This is a genomic window from Polyangium sp. 6x1 (assembly GCF_029946515.1).
Taxonomy (GTDB): Bacteria; Myxococcota_A; Polyangia; order Polyangiales; family Polyangiaceae; genus Polyangium.
The window spans coordinates 91001-110377 of record NZ_JARZHH010000002.1; the positions used below are offsets into that span (position 1 = coordinate 91001).

The window sequence follows — 19377 nt, forward strand, 5'->3', positions numbered from 1 at the left end:
GGGAGGATTGACTCATGACGTATAAATCTTACTGCCTGACACCGCTGCTCCTCGGAATCGCCCTGCTCGGATGCTCGGATCCGGATCCGACGCCTCCTGCTGCCGTCGGCCCGCTCGGCGACCGCGCGGATCTCCCCGTGGATGGGCGGATCCGCATCGACGGCCTCTCGGCCCCCGTGGATATCGTGCGCGACGACCAGGGCCGCCCGCACATCTATGCGTCGACCCTCGCGGACGCCATGCGCGCGGAGGGGTATATGGTCGCGATCGATCGCACGGTGCAGATCGATCTGTTCAGGCGCCACGCGCTCGGCACGACCGCCAAGTATTTCGCGACCGTCAATCCGGCCGCCATCAACCAGGACATCGGCCTGCGGACCGTGGGCGTGAACCGGATCGCGGCCGCGCAATACGCGTCCATCCAAGATCCCCAGGCGAAGGCCCTCCTGGAGGCGTACGCCGACGGCATCACCCAGGCGTTCCGCCGCATGCGCAGCGGAGAGATCCCCTTGCCGCCGGGCATCACCAATTACCCGCTCGAGGCGCTCGTGGATTGGACGGCCATCGATTCGCTCGCGGTCGCGCGCCTCCGCATCTATCAGCTCTCCAACCAGGGGACCGCCGAGACGTTCTACACCAACCTGTTCGCCGATCTCGGCAAGACGTTCCCCACGGGCAGCCCCGATCCTTCCATCGCGAAGCGCGCGGGTATGATCCAGGACCTCTGGCTCTTGGCGCCGCGCGAGCGCGTGTACACGTCCTCCTCGACGCCGCAGAGCCCGAACCCGAAGCCTGGGCCGCCCAAGCCACCCCCGACGGCACGGGAGCGTTTGCCTGCGTCGAGTGACGCCTTCTTCCGCATTCTCACGGAGTTCAACGAGCGGCTCTCGCCCGACGGATTCGGCTCGAATACCTGGGCCATCGCTCCCTCGCGCAGCGCCACGGGCCATGTCCTGCTCGCCAGCGATCCCCACCTCGGGCTCGGCGCGCCTTCGACCTTCTGGCCGGTCGCGTTGCACGTCGGCGCGACGGGCGAGGGGCTGCACGTCTCCGGCGTCGCGTTCCCCGGCGTCCCCGGGATCACGCTCGGCCACAACGAGCACATTGGCTGGGGCTCCGCCGTCGCCGGGTACGACGTCACCGACGTTTACACCGAAGAGCTCACGCCCGATGGCAAAGCCGTGATGTGGAAGGGAGCGCCCGTGCCCCTCGAATTCGTCGAGGAGGTCATCGAGGTGCAGGGCGGCGACCCGATCGTGTACAAACTCCCGATCGTCCCGCACCACGGCCCGATCGCGCCGACCATCGAAAATGGGAAAATCCTTCCCATCGATCCTGCGGCCGGCGCCGTCTCGGTGCGCTGGACGGGGCACGCGGCGACCCACGACCTGGAGGCGCTCTTCACCCTCATGCTCGCCAAATCGGTCGACGAGGCGCGCACGTCGCTCGAACAATTCGAGGTCGGCGCGCAGAGCTGGGTCGTCGGCGACACCACGGGCAACATTCTCTGGACCTCGCACGCGCGCGTCCCCAAGCGCGCCCCGGGCGCTCTCACGTGGGATCCCATGACGGGCGCGGGCAACTTGCCTTGCCTCGCGCTGCCCGGCGACGGGACCGCGGAGTGGGAGGACGACATTCCCGGCGCCATGATGCCGTGGGGCAAGAACCCCGAGAATGGGTACATCATCGCCGCCAACAATGATTCCTGGGGCGGCACCGACGACGGCGACCCCACGAACGACAAGTTCTCGGACGGCACCCCGGCCTACCTCGGCTGCGAATTCGACATCGGCTTCCGGGCGTCACGCATCAAGACGCTCCTGGAAGGCGCCAAGGCGCCCATCACGCCCGAGGACATGGCGACCTATCAGGGGGACGCGCGGTCGAACCTCGGCGCCCGCCTCGCGCCCTTCCTGATCGAGGCCATCACGCGCGGCGAGGCGGAGCGCGCCACGCCCGGCACACACCCGGATCTGACGGCCGTGGTGGCGGATCCGGCCTTCGCGCCGGACCGCGTCACCGCGATCAAGGCCGCGCTTCAGCAATGGGGGACGGAGGCAGATTATCTGGCCGCCGCGGGGATCGATGAGGACACGGGCGAAATCCTCTCCGACGCGGAGGGGGCGCCGAAGGCCGTCGAGGCGCGCGCCGCTCGGGCCACGCTGATCTTCAACGTCTGGCTCATTCGTCTCCTCCGGCGCACGTTCGGCGACGAGTACGTCCGCGCCGGTCGCGAAGAGGGCATTCCGCGGGCGATGCAGCTCGATGGCATCCTCCACCTGGTCGAGGACGACCATGCTTCCTTCGCGACGCTCGACCCCGCGACGAGCGACAGCGCCCTGTGGGACGACATCGACACCCCGGCGGTCGAATCCCGCCACGAGCGCGCGCTCCGATCGCTGCTCGACGCCATCGCGTGGCTGGACAAGAACGCGACAGAGAGCAAGGCTGTTTGGGGCGCGCACCACAAGGTCACGTTCGCTCCGCTCACGCCGATGTGGGTCGAGATGCACATTCCTTCCGCCTACGATCCCGTCTTCAAGACGGGTTTCCCGCGCCACGGGGACCTGCTCGCCGTCGACGCGAGCGATTTCACCACGTCCTGGGCCCTCGACGCCTCGCCCAATTTCACCTACGCGGTCGGCGCCGCGCAGCGCTTCGTCCTGGATCTCGACCCGGCCGGCCCGCGGTCTTGGAATGCCATTCCTGGCGGGAATGTCTGGGACCCCGCGAGCCCCCACTTCCGCGACGGCGCGGATCTCTGGCGCAAGAACCAGACGCGCGCCGTGCCCTTCCGCGTGGAGGACGTCGTGGCCGCCAAGGAGTCGAGGCACGTGCTTTCGACGCAGTGACGGGACCTCCCGGGGGAGCCGTTACGGAAGCTTTGGCAGGACGAACGTCCCCCCCACGGGTGGCATCGTGATCCTCGCGAGCCGCTGGCCCTGAAAACTCAAGAATCGCAGCTTCGGATCATCCAGCGAGCGGCCGAACGTGAACCGCACGCGCGCCGGGGCTCCCTCCCGCGCCTCCACCACCTCTGCCTCGAACTCGCCGGTGCGCACGCGCGTACCGGCGGGCACGACGGCGCGTCGCGACCGGAACACCCGCTCCTGAAAGCTCTCGAGCCACGGCCCGCGGGTCGACATTTCGAGGACGGACGGGCCCACGCGCGCGACGTCGTGCTCGTGCGGCGACAGGGAGAGGGTCCACCAGCGGTGGACGCGGGCGCCGCTGAGCATGGTCCGCGTCACGCCCCCCAAGGGCCGATGATGGGATCGGGCGCGCGCAGGACGACGACGTCCGCGGCGGGATCGTCCTCGATCGGCGCCGACCGCAGGGCGTCGTCGCGGGAGCGTCCGAAGTTCGTGAATTTCGTCGTGATGTGGGGGAGGAGCGTCGCCGGCACGAGGAGGTGCATGACCCCGAGCACGACGGCGCGGACGGTCGTCTCGACGCGTTCATGCCGGGTCCGCCGGGGCGAGGGCGGGTGTGTCGGCGGCGGCCTTGGGCGTCGATCCGGCGCGGAGCGTCGCGTCGGCTGCGAGGCGGCCGTCCTCGAGCTTCACCACGCGGTCGGCCAGATCGAAGTAACGATCGTCGTGCGTGATGGCGACCACGGTTTTCCCTTGGCTGCGCAGCTCCGGCAAGAGCTCTCGATAGAATACGTCCTTGAATTGAGGATCCTGGTCCGCGGCCCACTCGTCGAACAGGTAAATGGGCCTGTCCTCCAGGTACGTCGCCAGCAAGGCCAGCCGCTTGCGCTGCCCCTGCGACAGCGCGGTGGTCGAGAGGGCGCCGCCCACCACGGCCACCTTCTTGTCGAGAAGCAGCCGCGCGAGGTAATGCTTGACGCGCGTCTCCCGCTGCGCGGGCGAGAGCCCGAGCAAGACGTCGAACACGTGGTAATCGGAGAAGATCGCCGAGAAGAGCTCGCGGTAGTCTTCCCGGTCGGCGTCCGAGACGGACCGACCGTCGAGCTGGATTTCGCCTCCCTCCGGGGTGTACAGGCCCGTGATCAGCTTGGCCAGGGTCGTCTTCCCGCTGCCGTTGCCTCCCACCACGAACACGAGCTCGCCGCGCCGCAGCGTCAGGTCGATGGGGCCGAGGGTAAAACCCCCCTCTTCATTCTCTCGGTGATACGTGTGCGTGACCTTCGACAGCTCGATGACCTCGAAGGTGCGCGGCGCCTCCGGGGGCTCTGCGCGCGGCGCAAGATCTCGCTCCGCGCTGAGCGACAAGCCGAGCTTCTCGATCTTCTGCACGGCGACCTCTCCCTGTCCGATGACGGGGATCATGTCCATGAGCGCCCCGAGCGGCTGCTGGATGTACAGCGTCGCCAGGGCATACCCGGTGAGCGTCGCGCGATCGAGCGGGATCCAGCGCTGGTAGACGAACACGAGCACGCCGAGAAACACGAAGAAAAACAAAAGCCCCCAGGCGCTCGATCCCGTGAAGAAGTTTTGGCTCTTCACGCCGAGCCGCTGCATTTTGTCGATCGTCGGCACGAGGTGTTCGTCGAGGAACGCCCCGCGGCGTCGGCGGTGCAGCTTGAGCTCCTTGATGCCGCTCACGAGCGATTGAAATTGCTTGAACACCGTATCCTGCACGTTGCGCCCTTGTTCGAGGAGGCGCATCGCGTGGATCGTCGGGATCCAGTACGTCACGAGCCCGACGACGATGCAGGCGAGCATGACGCCGAGCGCGCCCAGGGACAGCCAGGCGAGGTACGACAGCGACGCCAGGATCACGATCACGTTCGTGAAGAAGAACGGCAGGATCGAGAGCCCCGTGCCCGCCGTCACCACGCCCTCCATCAGCGCGCCGAGGACGAGGTGCGGGCCTTGCTCCTCGAGCGACCGTAATGGCGCGGCGAGGATACGCGACGCGAGCTGATGGCGCATCTCGAGGAGCGCCCTGTGGCGGACCCAGGTCAAGAGAACCTGCGAAGCCACCCGCGTGACGAGCGCCACGGCCGCGACGGCGACGAACTTCGAGCCGAGGTCCCCGAGGCGCCCCTCGTCACTGGCCAGCGCCTCGTTGAGCAGCGCCACCAGCGCTGCGAATGCGGCGCCCGAGAGGAGGCCACAAAGGACCGAGAGAACCACGAGCCCGAAAGACTGCCGGAGGAGTAGCTTGACGAGCCTCATGACGATTGCATCCTTTTCCGTGGAAATCGAGCAGCGCGGCCCGATCCCCCGGCCACGTGATCCGCGCGCCGCGCGGGCACGGGGAGAACCTTGCGTATCGCGCGGGGCCCGTGGTAGGTTGCGCGCATGACAACGAGCGTGCTGGATGACGACAATTCGAACTTCATCGTGGTCGCGAACCACGAGGAGCAATACTCGATATGGCCCGTCGAGCGTGAGATCCCTGCCGGGTGGCGCGCCGTGGGCAAGACGGGCAAGAAGAGCGAGTGCCTCGAATACATCGAGCAAGTCTGGACGGACATGCGCCCGCTCAGCTTGAGGAAGCAGATGGAGGCCGCCGCCGACAAATCGAGCTGACGCCGCCTGGGCGAGCCATGCTCACGATCCCGAGGCGTCGCGGTCGATGAAGTGCGTGACCTGCTCGGGCCAGCCACGTGGGTCCATTCCCTTTTGGCTCAGAAAACCGTAGACCCAGCGCTCGATGCCGAAGCCCATGCACGCCGTCTCCGCGGCCGCGCCGTCGTGGTGCCGGATGTCGTAGACCGACGAATAGAACTCCCGGTGCAGGTTGAACGAGGACGCAGCCACGTCCATGTCGCGGTGGGGGATCCGCAGCATCAGCTCGTATTTGACCTCCCCGAGCCGCTGGTAGACGATCTTGTTCGTGTTCTCGCTGAGGAAGAAGGGGTCGTTGGCGAGCTCCAGTCGGGCCGTCAGATCCAGCGCCTCGCAGAGATCCATCGCCGCGTCCATGACCTCCTGGCGGAGCGCCTTCAGCCGGTCGAAGGCGCCCATGAACACGATATCGCGGACCTGGAAGTCCCACAGGCGAGCGAGTGCGTCGTAGGGGGTGGTCTCATGGCGGAAGACATGATTCTGCATGGTGACGCGCAGAACCTCGCCCTCCGGGATCCGCGCGCCGCGATGCTGACCATAACAAGGAAGGCAGACGGCGGGCTTGAGCGCGTGCGTGACGGTCTGGACGCGCGCGCGTAGCTCCTCGGCGAGCTTTCCCTGGTTTTCGTTTGCGGATCGCGCCACGGACTCGATGATCGGTAGATCCTCGGGCAGGTGCGTGCAGAACGTGACGTGCTGCGGGAAATGGCCGAAGTAGCCGACCTCCTCGAGGATCCGCATGGGCAAAAGGACGGGGTAGTGGCTCTCCTTCGCGTGAAAGCGGCGCGAGAGGCGGAGGAAGGTGTGTTCGAAGAATCGAAAGAGCGCGAGCACATCCCCGCGGAGGGCCACGAGCCCCGCGTCCAGCGTATGGACGTCAGGGGACGCCATGAGCGCGTCGTCGCCGTCGAGGCCGATCACGCGGGACGCGGTGCATTCACGAAGGATCTTCGTCCGGTACGCGCGCGGTTTGTTCATGCGCTCCTCGATGCAGCTGCGTCGGCAGAGCCGAGCTTCGCGATCATGATCTCCAGCATCTGGGTGCTCCCCTCGATGATCTCCATGATACGCGCGTCCCGGAGGTATCGCTGGATCGGATATTCGCTGCCGCAGCCGTTCGCGCCGTGGATCTGGAGGGCCTGATTCGCCACCTCGTTCAGGACGGTGGACGCCTGGTACTTGGCGATCATCGCCTCGTACGACGCGGTATGCATGCGCTCCGCGCGGGCGTGGCCGGCGCGCCAGCAGAGCATGCGCGCGCTCTGGACGCCGACGATCATCCGCGTGAGCAGCCGCTGGATGAGCTGAAAGTCCTTGAGCGGCGCGCCGAACTGCTTTCGCTGGTCGGTGTACGCGAGGCTCGCGTCGAGGCAAGCCTGGGCCTGGCCGACGCAGGACCATGCGAGGTTGTACCGCCCATTGTCGAGGCCCGCGCTCATCACGTGGGAGATGCCGAAGCCCTGCGTGCCGATCCGATGCGCCTTCGGGATGCGGCATCGATCGAGCACGAGCCTCGCCAGCATGTAGCCCCGGCAGCCGAGGATGCCTTGAATGGGCGTCCTGGAGAATCCCTCGGCGTCGGCCGGCACGAGGAACGCCGTGGGCGCGTCGCCCACGCGCGCGAAGAGGACGAACACGTCCGCGAGGGCTCCGCAGGTGATCCATTGCTTGGTGCCGGTGAGCAGGTAATCGTCGCCGTCCACCTCTGCCGTGGTCTCGACGAGGGCGTCGCTCCCGACGTTCGGCTCGGTCAGCGCGAAGGCGGCAAGCAGCTCGCCTTTGGTGAACCGAGGGAGCCACGCTTGCTTTTGCGCCGCCGTGCCCCAGCGCGCGAGCGCGGACGTCGCCATGTGGTGGACGTTCACGAGCCCCTGGATCGAGGCGCTCTCGTATCCGAGCGCCTCGTGCATCAAGCCGCGCACGATGGGATCGGCGTGCCGCCCGCCGAACTCCTCGGGCAGGCCGCTCGCGAGATATCCCTCGCGCGCGAGCGCCTCGACCACCGACCTCGGGATCCGCTCCTCGCGATCGACGAGCTCCGCGTGGGGCGCGACCTCCTCCTTGGCGAAGCGCTGGAACGTACGGCGCGCGAGCTCTTGTGCTTCGGAGAGCGCGATCTTCACGCGCCCTCCGCGTTGGCCCGGGCCCCGTCGCCCGACGATTTGCGCTCCACGAGCGCGGCGATCGCGTCGATGCTGCGGAAGTTGTCCATTTCGAGGTCGTCGGGCCCGATCTCGACCTCGAAGCGCTTCTCGATGAACTCGACGAGCTGCATGGCGAACATGGAGTTCACGAGCCCCATCGTGAAGATATCGTCGCTGTCCTTCACGTCCACGCCCCGGACGTGCCGCGAGAGGAACGACTTCACATCACCCTTGATCGTGCTTTGCGACATGTACTTGTGCTCCTTAATGAATAAGCGTTTGCGTGGCCCGGATCCCGGCCTCAGACATCGTATTGGTAGAAGCCGCGGCCGCTCTTGCGGCCGAGCAGCCCTTGATCGACCATCTGCTGGAAGAGGGGGCAGGGGCGGTATTTGTCGTCCTTGAACTCTCGGTGCAGCACCTCGATGGAGTAAAGGACGGTATCGACCCCGATCAGATCCGCCGTCGCCAGCGGGCCCATCCGGTGGTTGAAGCAGGTCTGGAAGAGGCGATCGATGTCCTCCGCCGAGGCGACGCCCTCGTGGAGCAGGAACACCGCCTCGTTGACGGTCAGCATCATGACGCGGTTCGTGACGAAGCCGGGCGAGTCCTTGACGACGATGCATTGCCTCCGCATCTGCGTGGTGAGCTGCTTGGCGGCGCCGAGGGTGTCCTCGGCCGTGGCCTCGCCGCGGATGACCTCGATCATCGGCATGAGCGGGACGGGGTTCATGAAATGCATGCCGACGATGCGCCCCGGCTTCGAATAAAGGGCGGCGAAGCGCGCCATCGGGATGGCCGAGGTGTTGACGGCGACCGGCACGGGGGGCATGTCGAGCTGGTCGAGGCGAGCGTGCAGCTCCTGCTTGATCTCCCATTTCTCGGTCACGTTCTCGACGATGAAATCGGCCGCGCGGAGGGGCGCGAGCTCCGTCGTGGTCTCGATCCGGCCGAGCGTCTCCGCGTCGTTCGCGTCCGCGCCCGTCGGCGCCCCCGAGGCGCGCGCTTGCAGGAGGCGGTACATGCGCAGGTTCTTCCGGATGTTCTGGCGGGCCTTCCGTAGCTGCTCCTCGCTCACGTCGTTGAGGATCACCCGGTGCCCGCTCTCGGCGAGGGCATGGGCGACGCCCGTGCCCATGACGCCAGCACCCAGGACACCAATCGTCTTCATTTGCATCGAGCCTCCTCCGGGAAACATACCAACCACGCTGCGAACTCCGCTCCCCTCCGCGTGGGCCGCTGCGTGACAGCTCGCCTCGTGGGAAAGGAATCAAAGTGAAGCCCCCAGCGCTTCGGCGCTGGTTTGTATATGAGACTACGGTTCGAGTCCAGAGGAAAATGAGGAGGCCTTCGGAGGAGCCTCACGTTCGCGTGCGGCGAGGGCGCGAAGAGCGGACCCGGTGCGCGGGGGTTGGAATGACCATAGCGTCGAGGTACCTCTGCACCTCTTGTTGATGCGCAGGGAATGAACCCTATGCCCGCGAATCCATCCCCATCAGGCCGCACGGGCTCTCCCACAGGATCATCCGCAGCGCTTCCTCGCCGAGCGCGGCCCGCTGGGCCATCATGTCGGAGACCATTCCGGGGCCATGATCGAGGTGCGGGAAATCGGTGCCGAACACCATCCGCGAGGCGCCGATCTCCGTCACCACCCGATCGAGCATCGCCTCGCTGGGTTCGAGCGCGATCCAGCATTGCCGCTGAAAGTATTCAGAGGGGGGCCGGCGCACGCGATGGCGCACCTCGCCGCGCATCTGCGCGTATTCGACGTGGTCGAGCCGCCAGAGCCAGTACGGTAAAAAGCCGCATCCCGCTTCGAGCAGGCCCACCCGCAGCGTCGGGTGCGCCTCGAGGACGCCACCTTCGAGGAGCGAGAGCAGCGCCATCATCGCCTCCATCGGATGAGAGCAGGCATGCTGGCCGAAGCGCGTCTCGAAGCGATCGGTGCCCGCCGTGGAGACGCGCGCGTGTGTGCCTTCGTGGAGAAGGACCGTGACCTCGTGGTGCTCGCACGCGGCCCAGAATCGCGCATGGACGGGCGCGCTCAGCGTACGGCCTTGCACCGGGTTTGGCCGGAGAACCACGGCGCGCACGCCGTCGCGGACCGCTTCCTCCAGGTCGATGACCATGGCCACGGGATCGTGGCGCGAGAGGAGCGCCGGGCCGAGGAGCCTCTTCGGCGCCGTCGAACAAAAGTCGCGCATCCATCGATTGTAGGCGTGGGCGTAGGCGCGCGAGCGCTCCGCGTCGATTCCGTCGTCGTTCACCAGGCAGGACGCGTAGGTCGGGAGCACGACGGCGACGTCGACGCCCGTCGCGTCCATTTCGGCGAGGTGCCCCCGAGGCGTCTCCGCGGCGGCGAGGACCTCGCGACGGCGCGTGGCGACGAGCCCGAGCTCGATGTATGCCACCTCGGGAACACGCATGAGGGGCTCGCCGGCCACGGAGAGAATGGGCGGCGTGGGCAGAAGCGCGTGCTCGCCCAGGCGATTCATTCGCTCGGCCAGGGTCTCGGGGGGGCCGAAGGGCGTGAGCTGGGGCGCATAGGCCCTCATCTGCGCAGGCAAATACTCGGGCCACAAGGAGATGGGCTCCATGACGTGACGGTCGACGTCCAGGATCCGGAATCCATCGCGCATGAAAAACCTCCTCGGCCGCTAGACGAACAGAGGGATCGGATTGAGCTCGCTCTCGACGAGCGGGCGGGCGAGCCAGCCGAGCGCGCTCGGGACTTGATAAAGCCTCCCCGGGCCGAATCGAGGCCAGAAATGGCGGAGCCCTGGGACGATCACCTGGACCACGGGCAAACCGATGTCGGGGCGGGTCTTGTCCACCACGACGAGCTCGAGGCCCGCTGCTTCGAGGCGCTTCGCGCAGTGCTCGATGTCGGCGCGCAGATCGGCGCCGTCGAAGGAAGGGAAGGTCGCGGGGACGGTCTGCGGAAGGTCGGGGTGGGGGAAGAGATATTCGCGGTCGGGTTGCCGCGAGATGTCCCACGGGGCCCGGCGCGCGCCTTCGGGATCGAAGAGCTGATTCAGCTCGGTGAGCGCCCGCTGCACGGCGAGGCGCGCGTCGAGGTGGCAGCCGAATCCGATGGCGAATCGATCCGCCCGGGGCTCGTGCGCGAGCGCGACACACGTGGGGATGCCGAGGTCGTGCGTGAGATCGAGCGCCCAGACGTTCCACCCGAGGCGAGCGTAATCGGCCTTCAAGGCGTCGAAGTACGGGTCGGAAAAACTGTCGAGATCGATGGCCGGCCGCGACAAACGGTTGTACCACCAGATCGCCGCGGCGTCGCGCTCCACGCATTCGAGCAGGCCCTGGAGCAGGGCTTCTTCGAGGCAGGTGCCGGCCGCCACTCCATTGCTGCAGGGGCCCGAATATGCGGCGCCGCTCTCGGCAGGCACCTCGGCATAACAGTAGGCGAGCGGGACGTAGCGCCGCTCGCGCTTGCTCAGCGAAAAGGCCGGGGTCCAGTCGATCCGGGTGCTCGCGTCGAGCGGCGCGGGCACCCATTGGCGCCGGTCCGCGCTCTGCGCATTGAAGCGATCGCGCCAGCGATATTGCGCCTCGCTGAAGTTCAAGAGATCCGCGAGGTCGAGCGCCGACGCGCCGAGCTCGTCCTTGCTTGCGCGGACGCGCGCCTCGTCGCCCTGGTAGACCCCGCTGTAGCGTTCGAGGGCCTCGCAGAGCGCGCTCACCTTCGCCTGATCCGCGCTGCGTCCCTTACCAGCGCAGCCCTTGTCGAAGACGTTTTCGCGCGGCACGCCGCCCCGCGGGCAGACCAGGTACCCCGATGCGTAGACGGCGCGGAGCTCGGTATCTCGCCCCGGCATCGGGTGGAGGTGCGTCACGGCGCCGGTGAGATGGCTGATGAGGTGCTTGTAGCGCTCGTAGGTCCGCCGTGGGTTCTGCCTGCGGTATCCCCCGTCCTCGTAATGCGCCTTCTCGACCGGCTTCAATTCGATCGGGCGCTCGCCGACGGCCTTCATCAGCGCCGGATCTCCGCACGTCGGGCATTGGGGCCTCCGGACGACCGCGTGCGCGGTGGTCTGAAGGGTGGCCCAATCGAGGGCGAGCACCCGCGCGTCGAGCAGGGGAGGGGCGCTCGTGTCCCCGCTGGCGAGCACGCGGGCAATGGCCAGGGCGCCGATTCCGCAGGCCGTCCGCAAGCTCGCTTCGGTGGCCGCCGTGGGGGGAGATACGGGGCCCTCGTGAGGGTGGTTCCGGTGCACGAGCGCCTCCACGGGGCGATTCTGGTGCATCCAGAACGACAGGCAATCCCAGCAGGGGCCCCCCGGCACGAAGACCGGCCCGATGAGCGGCTCGACGCCGGTGGGCTTGATGAGAAACCACGGTGTCCCCTCGTCCAGCGCGCGGCGGCTGATCGCGCCGAGCTCCGGCCGTAGGTAATCGTCGGTCACGACCACTTGCACGGGCGCGTCGCCGTCGACCCGCACGCCTGCCTGTGTGAGCGCCTCGGCCATCCACCCGACGGCGGCCGATTCGACAAGACCTCGCACCGAGACGGCAGCATTGCGCAAAGCCTCGGCAGCGTTTTTTCCGTCGAGGCCGACGCCGTGCCAGAACGCCAGGGTCTCCGGGGGAAGCTCCGGCGCTGCGGGCACGAGATAACCGCGCGCCGCGAGCTTGCTCAGGATGTAAAGTGCCTCCGGTTCGGAGACCCGAGCGCGCGCGGCGTGCAAGATGTCGTGTACGGTGCGCCGGCCGTCGACGAGCGTGACCAATTCGACCGTGCTCTCGCCGGAGAGGACGAAGCGCTCACGCTCGCCGATCAGGAAGACCGCGCCGGGATCCATGCGCAAGGCCCGCAGGGTGGGCTTGAACGCCAGCACCTGGCTCAGTTCCAGAGGCCGCATCGTCTGTCCTCGGGTTTCCCCGCTAGCAGCAGCAGGTGAAGGGATATTCTGCGCCCGTGGCGTTGTACGTCGCGAGCGCGACGGGCTCGGCGTCCGCGTTGCTCGGTTTCGTGGGCAAATACAGAGTGAGCTTGTTCAATTTGGAGAACGTCCAGTACGACTGACCCTGCGACGGCGGACTGGCCGACGCGTTGGGCGGCGTCCATTGCGCCGCGGCGTCGTCCAGGATGCCAATGGTCAGGTTCCACGGCATCTTGTAATCCCGGATGGTGTGCAGAGCGGCCGCGCAATCGATCTGGAGCGTCTGCTTGAAGCCCGGGTTCTTCCAGGCCTTGGCCAGCGCCGAGAGCAATACGACGTTGAAAGCAGAGAACTCATCGTCGCTCGGGATGTAGCCGCCGACGGGAGCGCCGCTGTTGTTGCTGATGACGGGGGCGTTGCTGAGGGGCACGCCTCCGGGGGCCGTCGGGCTCGTCACGGGCCCCGTCGGGCCGTACGGCGTTCCCCAGTCGTCGCTGAACAGCGACGGCCGTTGCCTGTAATAATCCGCGAGCGCCATGGCCGTCGCGTTCGGGTCCGTGGACGGGGCCGTGAGCGGCAGGTACATCGTCAGGCTGTCGAGCAGGTTCTGCGACCAGACCCACTGGTCGTCAATCCACTCGAACTTGCCCTGAGGCCCGTCGGCGGTCCGGATCTCGAGGGTACACGCGTTCTTCCACGGCCAGTCGAAGCCGAACGAATCCAGGAGCGTCCCCGTGGGGTCCGCGATCAGTTTGTTCTGGAAAGCCTGAGACGCCCACGCGGTCGCGATCGAACGCATGTAAACCGTGCGGAACTCGAGCAACTTGGTCATGCCCATCGAACTCCTCCTTTGCCGTCGTCGATTTCGATCCCTTGCAGACCCGGGTGGCGCCCGCGCAGCTCGTCGAGGCGCGCCCGGCGCTCTTCGGTCCTGCCAAAGCGCTGAGATAGCTCCAGCGTCGCCAGCGCCTCGATCCTCGGCATGTCCTTTTGCCGCCCGAGCCGCGCCGCTTCCTCCAGCGAGAGCCGTACGCCCTCGGACGCAGGATCCTTCCGCGCCTCGTACAGGGCTCGGCGAAGGTGGAGCACGGGCTCGTAGAAATGCTCGTCGTTCTCGCGGCACAACACGAGGCAATGGTCGATGCACGCGAGGGCCCCGTCGAGCTCGCCCCGCTCCGCCTGCGCATCGGCGACCAGAGAGCCGTAATACGAGAGGCCGAGCTTGCACCCGAGGTCCGAGAGGACCTGGACGATGGCCCGGGCGCGCATGCCGTCGCCGGTCGCCCAATCGTGCAGGGCCGCGGCATATCCTTCGTAGGCCGGGAGTCCGTATTTTCCGCTCAGGGCGAGCAGCTCGCCGGTCATGGACGCGACCGTGCCCCGGTCGCCGGCGAGCTGATGGACCATACCCCCGTAGAGCAACCCAATGGCAATCGAGGGCACGTGACTGACCTCGCGCGCCCATTCGAGCGTGCTCGCGACGAGCGCGAAGGCCGCGGCGTCGTCGCCGGAGAACCAGCAGAGCTGCGCCACGTAGGCCTTCGCCAGCACGAGCGAATCCAGCCCGAATCGCGCCCCATGATCGCGATGCAGCTCGGGGTCGTAGAGCTCGACGGCGCGCTCGACGGCGCGCCGCGCGTCCGCGTGGTCGCCATCCATGAAAAGGGCGAGGCCGTGCAGCGCTGCGGCCGCCGCGCAGAGTCCCCGGTCGCCGGAGCGCTCGGCAATGGCCACGAGCTCTTCGGCCACCCCGCGCGCCGTCCGGCGGTTGCTGGCCACGTGATGATACGTGAACAGAAACCACAGCATTGGCACCCGGTGCGCGCTGTCCCGTTCGAGCCTTTGCACCAGGCTGGCCGAGCGATCGGTGGTCGCCTTGACCTGGGGATCGGCCCAGCCCCGGGTCGCCATGAGGGCCTGGGTCAGGACGCCATTCGCGGCGAGCTCCGCCTCGACCCGCGCGGCGTCCGGCAGTGCGGAGGCCCACGCGACGGCATTCGTGGCGTGCGCGATCGACTCGGCATAGGTCGAGCGGTGGAGCCCGCGCTCCGCGGCCCGCTGCGCGTAAGGCACCGCCAGCCGCTTCTGCTCCGCCGCCGCGTGGTGATGCGCGAGCAGATCCGGTCGGGTCCGGACCACCTCCGGAAACCGCTCCTCCATCGTGCCCGCGATCCGCGCGTGCACCCGCTGCCGCGCGCTCGTGGAGAGCGACTCGTACGCCGCGTCCCGCACGAGCGCGTGCTTGAACGCCGCCACCGCGTCTTTGCCTCGCCGCTTGCGCAGCACGAGCCCCGCGCTCATCAGCCGCTCCAGATCGTCGGCCACCACCGCCGGGCCGTGCGGGCTCGCGGCCGAGAGCACCTCGACGCTGAACTCCCGCCCGAGCGCCGCTGCGAACTGGGCCGTCTCCTTGGCCCGCGAGAGCCGATCCAGCCGCGCCGTGAGCAGCGCCCGGAGCGTCCCCGGGATCGCCGCGCCCGCGATCGGCCCGGTGAGCTCGTAGCGATCGTTTTGCTCCGAAAGAAGTCCCGAATCGACCATCATCCGGAGCAGCTCCTCCACGAAGAGCGGCACGCCATCGGCGCGCTCCGCCACCTGCTCGATCACGGGCGCAGGAAGCGCCTTGCGACCGGCCAGCGCGGTGAGCATCTGCTCGATCTGCGGACGCTCGAGGCGGCTCAGCGGCAAGAGCAGCACGTCGGTCGTCGGAAACGACGACGAAAGCTCCGGGCGGGCGGTCATCAGGATGCACATGGGGACCGTGGGGGCCTCACGAACGAGCTCGGTGAGCAGCTCCATCGTGGTCGCATCGGCCCAATGCAAATCCTCGACCAGCAGAAAGACCGGCCGTTTGTCGGTCATCGCGAAGAGCAGCGACGTGATGGCCTGGAGCGTCAGCGCCTTCTGCCGCTGCGGCGAGACGTCGAGCGGGGCGTACGGCGCGCCGAGCGGCAAGGACAAGAGCGGCAGGAAGAGCGGCATCGTCTCCGCCAGCGCGAAGCCGTGGGCGGAAAGCTCCCCTTCGAGCCGCGCGATCTTGCGGTTCGCGTCGCGATCCTGATCGAGCCCGAGCGCGCGTTCGACGAGCTCGACCACCGGAGAGAGCGCGTTGTGCTGCGTGCTGGACGCGCAGCGCCCTTCGAGGAAGATCGGGTCCTCGCTCGAGAGCCTCTCGCGGAGCTCGCGCGCGAGGCGGCTCTTGCCGATGCCGGGCTCGCCCGTGATGAGGCACGACTGGCCCTCCCCGTCGCACGCGCGGCGCCATCGCTCGAGGAGCAGGTCGAGCTCCCGATCTCGGCCCGCGAGGGGAGCCTTCGAGCCGTCGGGGGTCAGCCACCTCGTCGCGCTCGCGCGCTCCTGCCCGAGGCGGAAGGTCTCCACCTGCGCCGCGATCCCCTCGATGGAGCGGACCTCGTCGGTCTCGAGCGCGAAGGAGACGCGCAGGAGCGCTTGCGACGCCGCGCTGACCGTCACGCTCCCCGGCGGTGAAAGCGCGGCGAGCCGCGCCGCGAGCCTTGGCGTGGCGCCGGTGACGAGGTTCGCGCGGTGCAGGCCCCCGAGATCGCCATCGACGACCGGGCCCGTGTGGACGCCGATGCTCACCTCGACACGGACGCCCTGCACCGCGAGCTGCTGCGCGGCCATGTCGTCCACGGCGCCGACCATCGCCAGCGCCGCGCGTGCGGCGCGCTTGGCGTCGTCCTCGGCCGCGCTCGGGTAGCCGAAGTAGATCAAGAGTTTGTCGCCGAGCGTCGCGGCCACGTACCCGCCGTGGAGGCGCCCGACGTCCGCGCAGAGGGCGAGCGCCGAGCGCAGGGGGCCGTCGAGCGCATCGACGTCGAAGTCCTGCTCCGCGGCCGCGCGCGCCTTCAGCCGGCAGCACAGCGCCGTGAGCTGCCGTCGCTCGCCGTCGAGCGCTGGTGGCGCAGCCCCTGGCCGTTCGTCGAGCGACGCGGTGAGCATCGCGCTCGACGCCAAAGGCCCGGGGCGCGCGCCCGCCGAGGCGCCCCCGGCGACGAGCATCCCCTCGCGCGACAGCCCACGCAGATCGCAGGCGTCGAGCGCGTCGAGCAGCCCGCGGGCGGTGACGTCCCGCGCGGCGACGTCCTTGCGAACGGCGCGGGTGAGCAGGTCGCCGAGGGGGTGGCGTTCGATCGCGGCCGGGATCGGGACCGGATCGGGATCGAGCAGCCGATAGAAAATCTCGGCCGCCGTGCCGCCGTACACCGGCTTTCCGGTCAGGCATTCGAGGAACACGAGGCCCCACGAGAACAGATCGGCGCGCGGCGAGGGATCGGCGCCGCGCCACTGCTCCGGCGCCCCGTAGCCGGGCGTGCCCAGCGCGTCGTGGCTACCGGTCAGGCGCGAGGAGAGATCGGCGTCGATCGTGGAGCCGATCCCGAAGTCGAGCACGAGCGCGTTACGGCGTGCGCCCGTGGGGATCACCATGATGTTGCTCGGCTTGAGATCGCGGTGGACCACGCCTGCTGTGTGGGCGCACGCGAGGGCGTCGAGCACCTGGAGCATCAGATGCCCGGCCTCGCGCGGCGCGAGCGCGCCTTCCCTTTCGAGCAGCGCGGCGAGCGTATCGCCGGGGGCGAAGGCGAACGCCGTGTAGAGGATCCCATCGCCTGTTTGCCCTGCATCGACGAGCTTCACGATGTTGGGGTGGTGAAGCTGGGCGCAGAGCTCGGTCTCGCGCAGAAACCGAGCGACGCGCGTGCCGCCTTGCGGGGCGCTTCCGTTCTCCGTGGGGCGCAGGATCTTCAACGCGATCGGCTGCCCCGTCGTGAGCTGCCGGGCCTTGTGCACCACGCCGAAGCCGCCCTCGCCGAGCTTGGCCAGGATCTCGTAACGATCCGCGAACGTGGCGCCGGGCACGAAGGCTTCATCGTAGCGCTGTAGGATCGAACTCACGGACGGCCCCCCAAGAGCGCTGGATGACCCCATCGCACGATTTCGACATCGCGCAAAACGACGCAGCCTGTCAAGCGGACGACGGCGCGGCGCGATCTTCGCGTTTGCTGCCTTGCTTCAAGCCTCCTCGTCGGCGTCGAGCACCGCCTGGAGATCCGGATCGACGTCCCCTTCGAGCAGGCGCAAGAGCTCGCGCACCCGCGAGAGCTCGCGCCGCAGCGCCCGGTGGTGGTTGCGGTTCTTGAGCAGCGGCTCCTGGCCGAGCAGCGTGAAGGCCTCGTCACGGTTGCCCATGCGGTGCACCGCGGCGGCGAGGACCAGGCCTCGGTACGCTTCCGCGAGCTCCAGCGAGAGCGCCGCGCCGCCGCCGCCTCGGCGTCGCTCGGCTTCGTTCACGAAGGTGAGCGCCGCCCGCCAGAGCAGGTTGCCCAGCGTGCTCGGCTCGGCGTCCCCATCGAAGGTGAGCGCGCGCTCGACGTGGCGCCGCTGGACCACCAGATCGCCGTCCGCGCTGCTCTGCCCGGCGAGCAGGAGCGCGTAGGCGCGCCGGACGATGTTGTCGAGCTGCCGCAGGTTGCCCGGCCACGGCGCGGACGCGAGCAGCTTCATGGCGTCGGGCTCGAAGCGCGCCGCGCCCGCGCCGCCGGCCTCCTGGTGGCGCCGGCTCAGCATGTACTCGGCCCAGCGCGGCAGCTCGTCGAGCCGCTCGGCGAGCGGGAGCAGCCGCACCGGCAGCACGTTGATGCGGTAGTACAGGTCCTCGCGGAAGCGCCCGGCGCGCACGGCGGCGCGCAAATCGGCGTTCGTGCCGACGAGGAGGCGCACGTCGGCGCGCCGCTCCCCCACGGCGTCGTCGCCGAGCGACCGATAGGCGCGCTCCTCGATGAAGCGCAAGAGCCCCGCCTGGGCCTTGAGCGAGAGCTTGTCGATCTCGTCGATGAAGAGCGTGCCCTTCGCGGCGCGTGCGATCGCGCCCGGGTTGTCCTTGATCGCGCCGGTGAAGGCGCCGCGCTTCCAGCCGAAGAGCTCGGCCATCTGCAGATCCTCGGGGATCCCGAGGACGTCGAGCGCCTCGAAGCGCTGCCCGCGGCGCTGCGAGTGCTCGTGGCAGAAGCGGGCGAGCCTGGATTTGCCGGCGCCGGTCGGGCCGCTGATCAGGATGGTGTCGTCGCGCGGGGCGAACGCGCGAAGCAGCTCGACGAGGTGCGCGGTGCTCTGCCCGACGACCGGCAGGAACTCGTCCGCGCCCGCGGGCATGTCAGGACGCAGCGGCAGTGCACGGGCGGCGATGAAGGCCCCGGCGATGCTGGCGAGGATCTCGAGCTCCTCGTAGCAGCCCGCCCAGCCGATCTCCCGGCCGATGGCGGCCCTCGAGCTCACCTCCAGCGTGATCATGCCGTCGACGCTGCCCCCGGGCGCGCGCAGCGGCACGACGTGCACGTGGGTCGCGTCGCGACCGAGCATCCGTTCGCGCGTCGCGTCGCCGGGCAAACCGGCCGCTTCTGACTCGTCGCGGTGCTCGATCGCCCCATCCGGTAGCCAGGAGCGGATCGAAGCGCGCTGGACGTCGATCGAGACCGAGCAGCGGTGCCTTTCGATCCAGCTCCAGACGGTGCCGGACGTCAGGTAGCCGGTGCCTTCGATCCGCGCGCCGCTCGGGCGGTCGATGCCGAAAAGACGCTGATAGTTGCCTTCGGGGCGGAGGTGGACGACGCCGCGGAGGAGCCGCGCGCGGTTTGTGTACAAACCACCGTTGAGCGCCTCTTCGGCGCAGGCGAACATCGCCTGCAGGACGGCCGTGGCGGCTTCTTCGAAATACGTGGCCGCGACGAGGCGGGGTACGAGCGAAATGAGGCTCTCGTCACGGGGCAC

General features: G+C 68.5%; 14 protein-coding genes. 2 read left to right on the top strand and 12 right to left on the bottom strand.

The features are described from left to right. Positions 1–14: 14 nt before the first annotated feature. Complete coding sequence (locus QHF85_RS03320; RefSeq protein WP_281325562.1) at positions 15–2852, top strand: penicillin acylase family protein; 2838 nt, start codon at positions 15–17, stop codon at positions 2850–2852. A 21-nt stretch (positions 2853–2873) separates the two neighbouring features. On the opposite strand, the gene QHF85_RS03325 is transcribed toward QHF85_RS03320, so the two are convergent. From QHF85_RS03325 to QHF85_RS03335, 3 genes are read right to left on the bottom strand one after another with little or no spacing between them, the layout of a single operon-like run. Beyond that, entirely contained in the window at positions 2874–3251 is a 378-nt protein-coding gene (locus QHF85_RS03325; protein WP_281325563.1) for a hypothetical protein, read from the bottom strand. After that, positions 3248–3418: a hypothetical protein gene (locus QHF85_RS03330; protein ID WP_281325564.1), complete on the bottom strand. Its 171-nt coding sequence runs from the start codon at positions 3416–3418 to the stop codon at positions 3248–3250. The genes QHF85_RS03325 and QHF85_RS03330 overlap by 4 nt, the downstream gene beginning before the upstream one ends. Before the next feature lie 40 nt (positions 3419–3458). Next, complete coding sequence (locus QHF85_RS03335) at positions 3459–5147, bottom strand: cyclic peptide export ABC transporter (RefSeq protein WP_281325565.1); 1689 nt, start codon at positions 5145–5147, stop codon at positions 3459–3461. A 126-nt stretch (positions 5148–5273) separates the two neighbouring features. Here QHF85_RS03335 and QHF85_RS03340 point away from each other — a divergent pair, with 126 nt between their 5' ends. Then, the gene (locus QHF85_RS03340) at positions 5274–5504 is read left to right on the top strand and encodes an MbtH family protein (RefSeq protein ID WP_281325566.1); all 231 of its coding nucleotides are present in this window, start codon (positions 5274–5276) and stop codon (positions 5502–5504) included. A 21-nt stretch (positions 5505–5525) separates the two neighbouring features. Here the strand turns inward: QHF85_RS03340 and QHF85_RS03345 are convergent, their stop codons facing one another. From QHF85_RS03345 to QHF85_RS03385, 9 genes are all read right to left on the bottom strand, one after another. Then, positions 5526–6521 carry a hypothetical protein gene (locus QHF85_RS03345; RefSeq protein ID WP_281325567.1) on the bottom strand — a complete coding sequence of 332 codons (996 nt, stop codon included), beginning with the start codon at positions 6519–6521 and terminating at the stop codon, positions 5526–5528. Further along, complete coding sequence (locus tag QHF85_RS03350) at positions 6518–7666, bottom strand: acyl-CoA dehydrogenase family protein (RefSeq protein WP_281325568.1); 1149 nt, start codon at positions 7664–7666, stop codon at positions 6518–6520. The genes QHF85_RS03345 and QHF85_RS03350 overlap by 4 nt, the downstream gene beginning before the upstream one ends. After that, on the bottom strand, positions 7663–7938 hold the full coding sequence (locus QHF85_RS03355) for a phosphopantetheine-binding protein (protein WP_281325569.1): 276 nt from the start codon (positions 7936–7938) through the stop codon (positions 7663–7665). The genes QHF85_RS03350 and QHF85_RS03355 overlap by 4 nt, the downstream gene beginning before the upstream one ends. A 50-nt stretch (positions 7939–7988) precedes the next feature. After that, on the bottom strand, positions 7989–8858 hold the full coding sequence (locus tag QHF85_RS03360; RefSeq protein ID WP_281325570.1) for a 3-hydroxyacyl-CoA dehydrogenase NAD-binding domain-containing protein: 870 nt from the start codon (positions 8856–8858) through the stop codon (positions 7989–7991). Between the two features lie 301 nt (positions 8859–9159). Continuing rightward, positions 9160–10326 (bottom strand): amidohydrolase family protein, encoded by a 1167-nt coding sequence (locus QHF85_RS03365; protein WP_281325571.1) that lies wholly within the window; start codon positions 10324–10326, stop codon positions 9160–9162. Between the two features lie 18 nt (positions 10327–10344). Next, positions 10345–12567, bottom strand: a complete 2223-nt coding sequence (locus QHF85_RS03370) for a TOMM precursor leader peptide-binding protein (RefSeq protein WP_281325572.1) — start codon at positions 12565–12567, stop codon at positions 10345–10347. 22 nt (positions 12568–12589) lie between these two features. After that, on the bottom strand, positions 12590–13420 hold the full coding sequence (locus QHF85_RS03375; RefSeq protein ID WP_281325573.1) for a BMA_0021/BMA_0022 family TOMM bacteriocin: 831 nt from the start codon (positions 13418–13420) through the stop codon (positions 12590–12592). Continuing rightward, on the bottom strand, positions 13417–17505 hold the full coding sequence (locus QHF85_RS03380; protein WP_281325574.1) for a TOMM system kinase/cyclase fusion protein: 4089 nt from the start codon (positions 17503–17505) through the stop codon (positions 13417–13419). Before QHF85_RS03380 ends, QHF85_RS03375 begins: the two co-directional genes overlap by 4 nt. Positions 17506–17622: 117 nt before the next feature. Beyond that, positions 17623–19377, bottom strand: coding sequence for a sigma 54-interacting transcriptional regulator (locus QHF85_RS03385; protein ID WP_281325575.1), 1755 nt, complete (start codon positions 19375–19377; stop codon positions 17623–17625).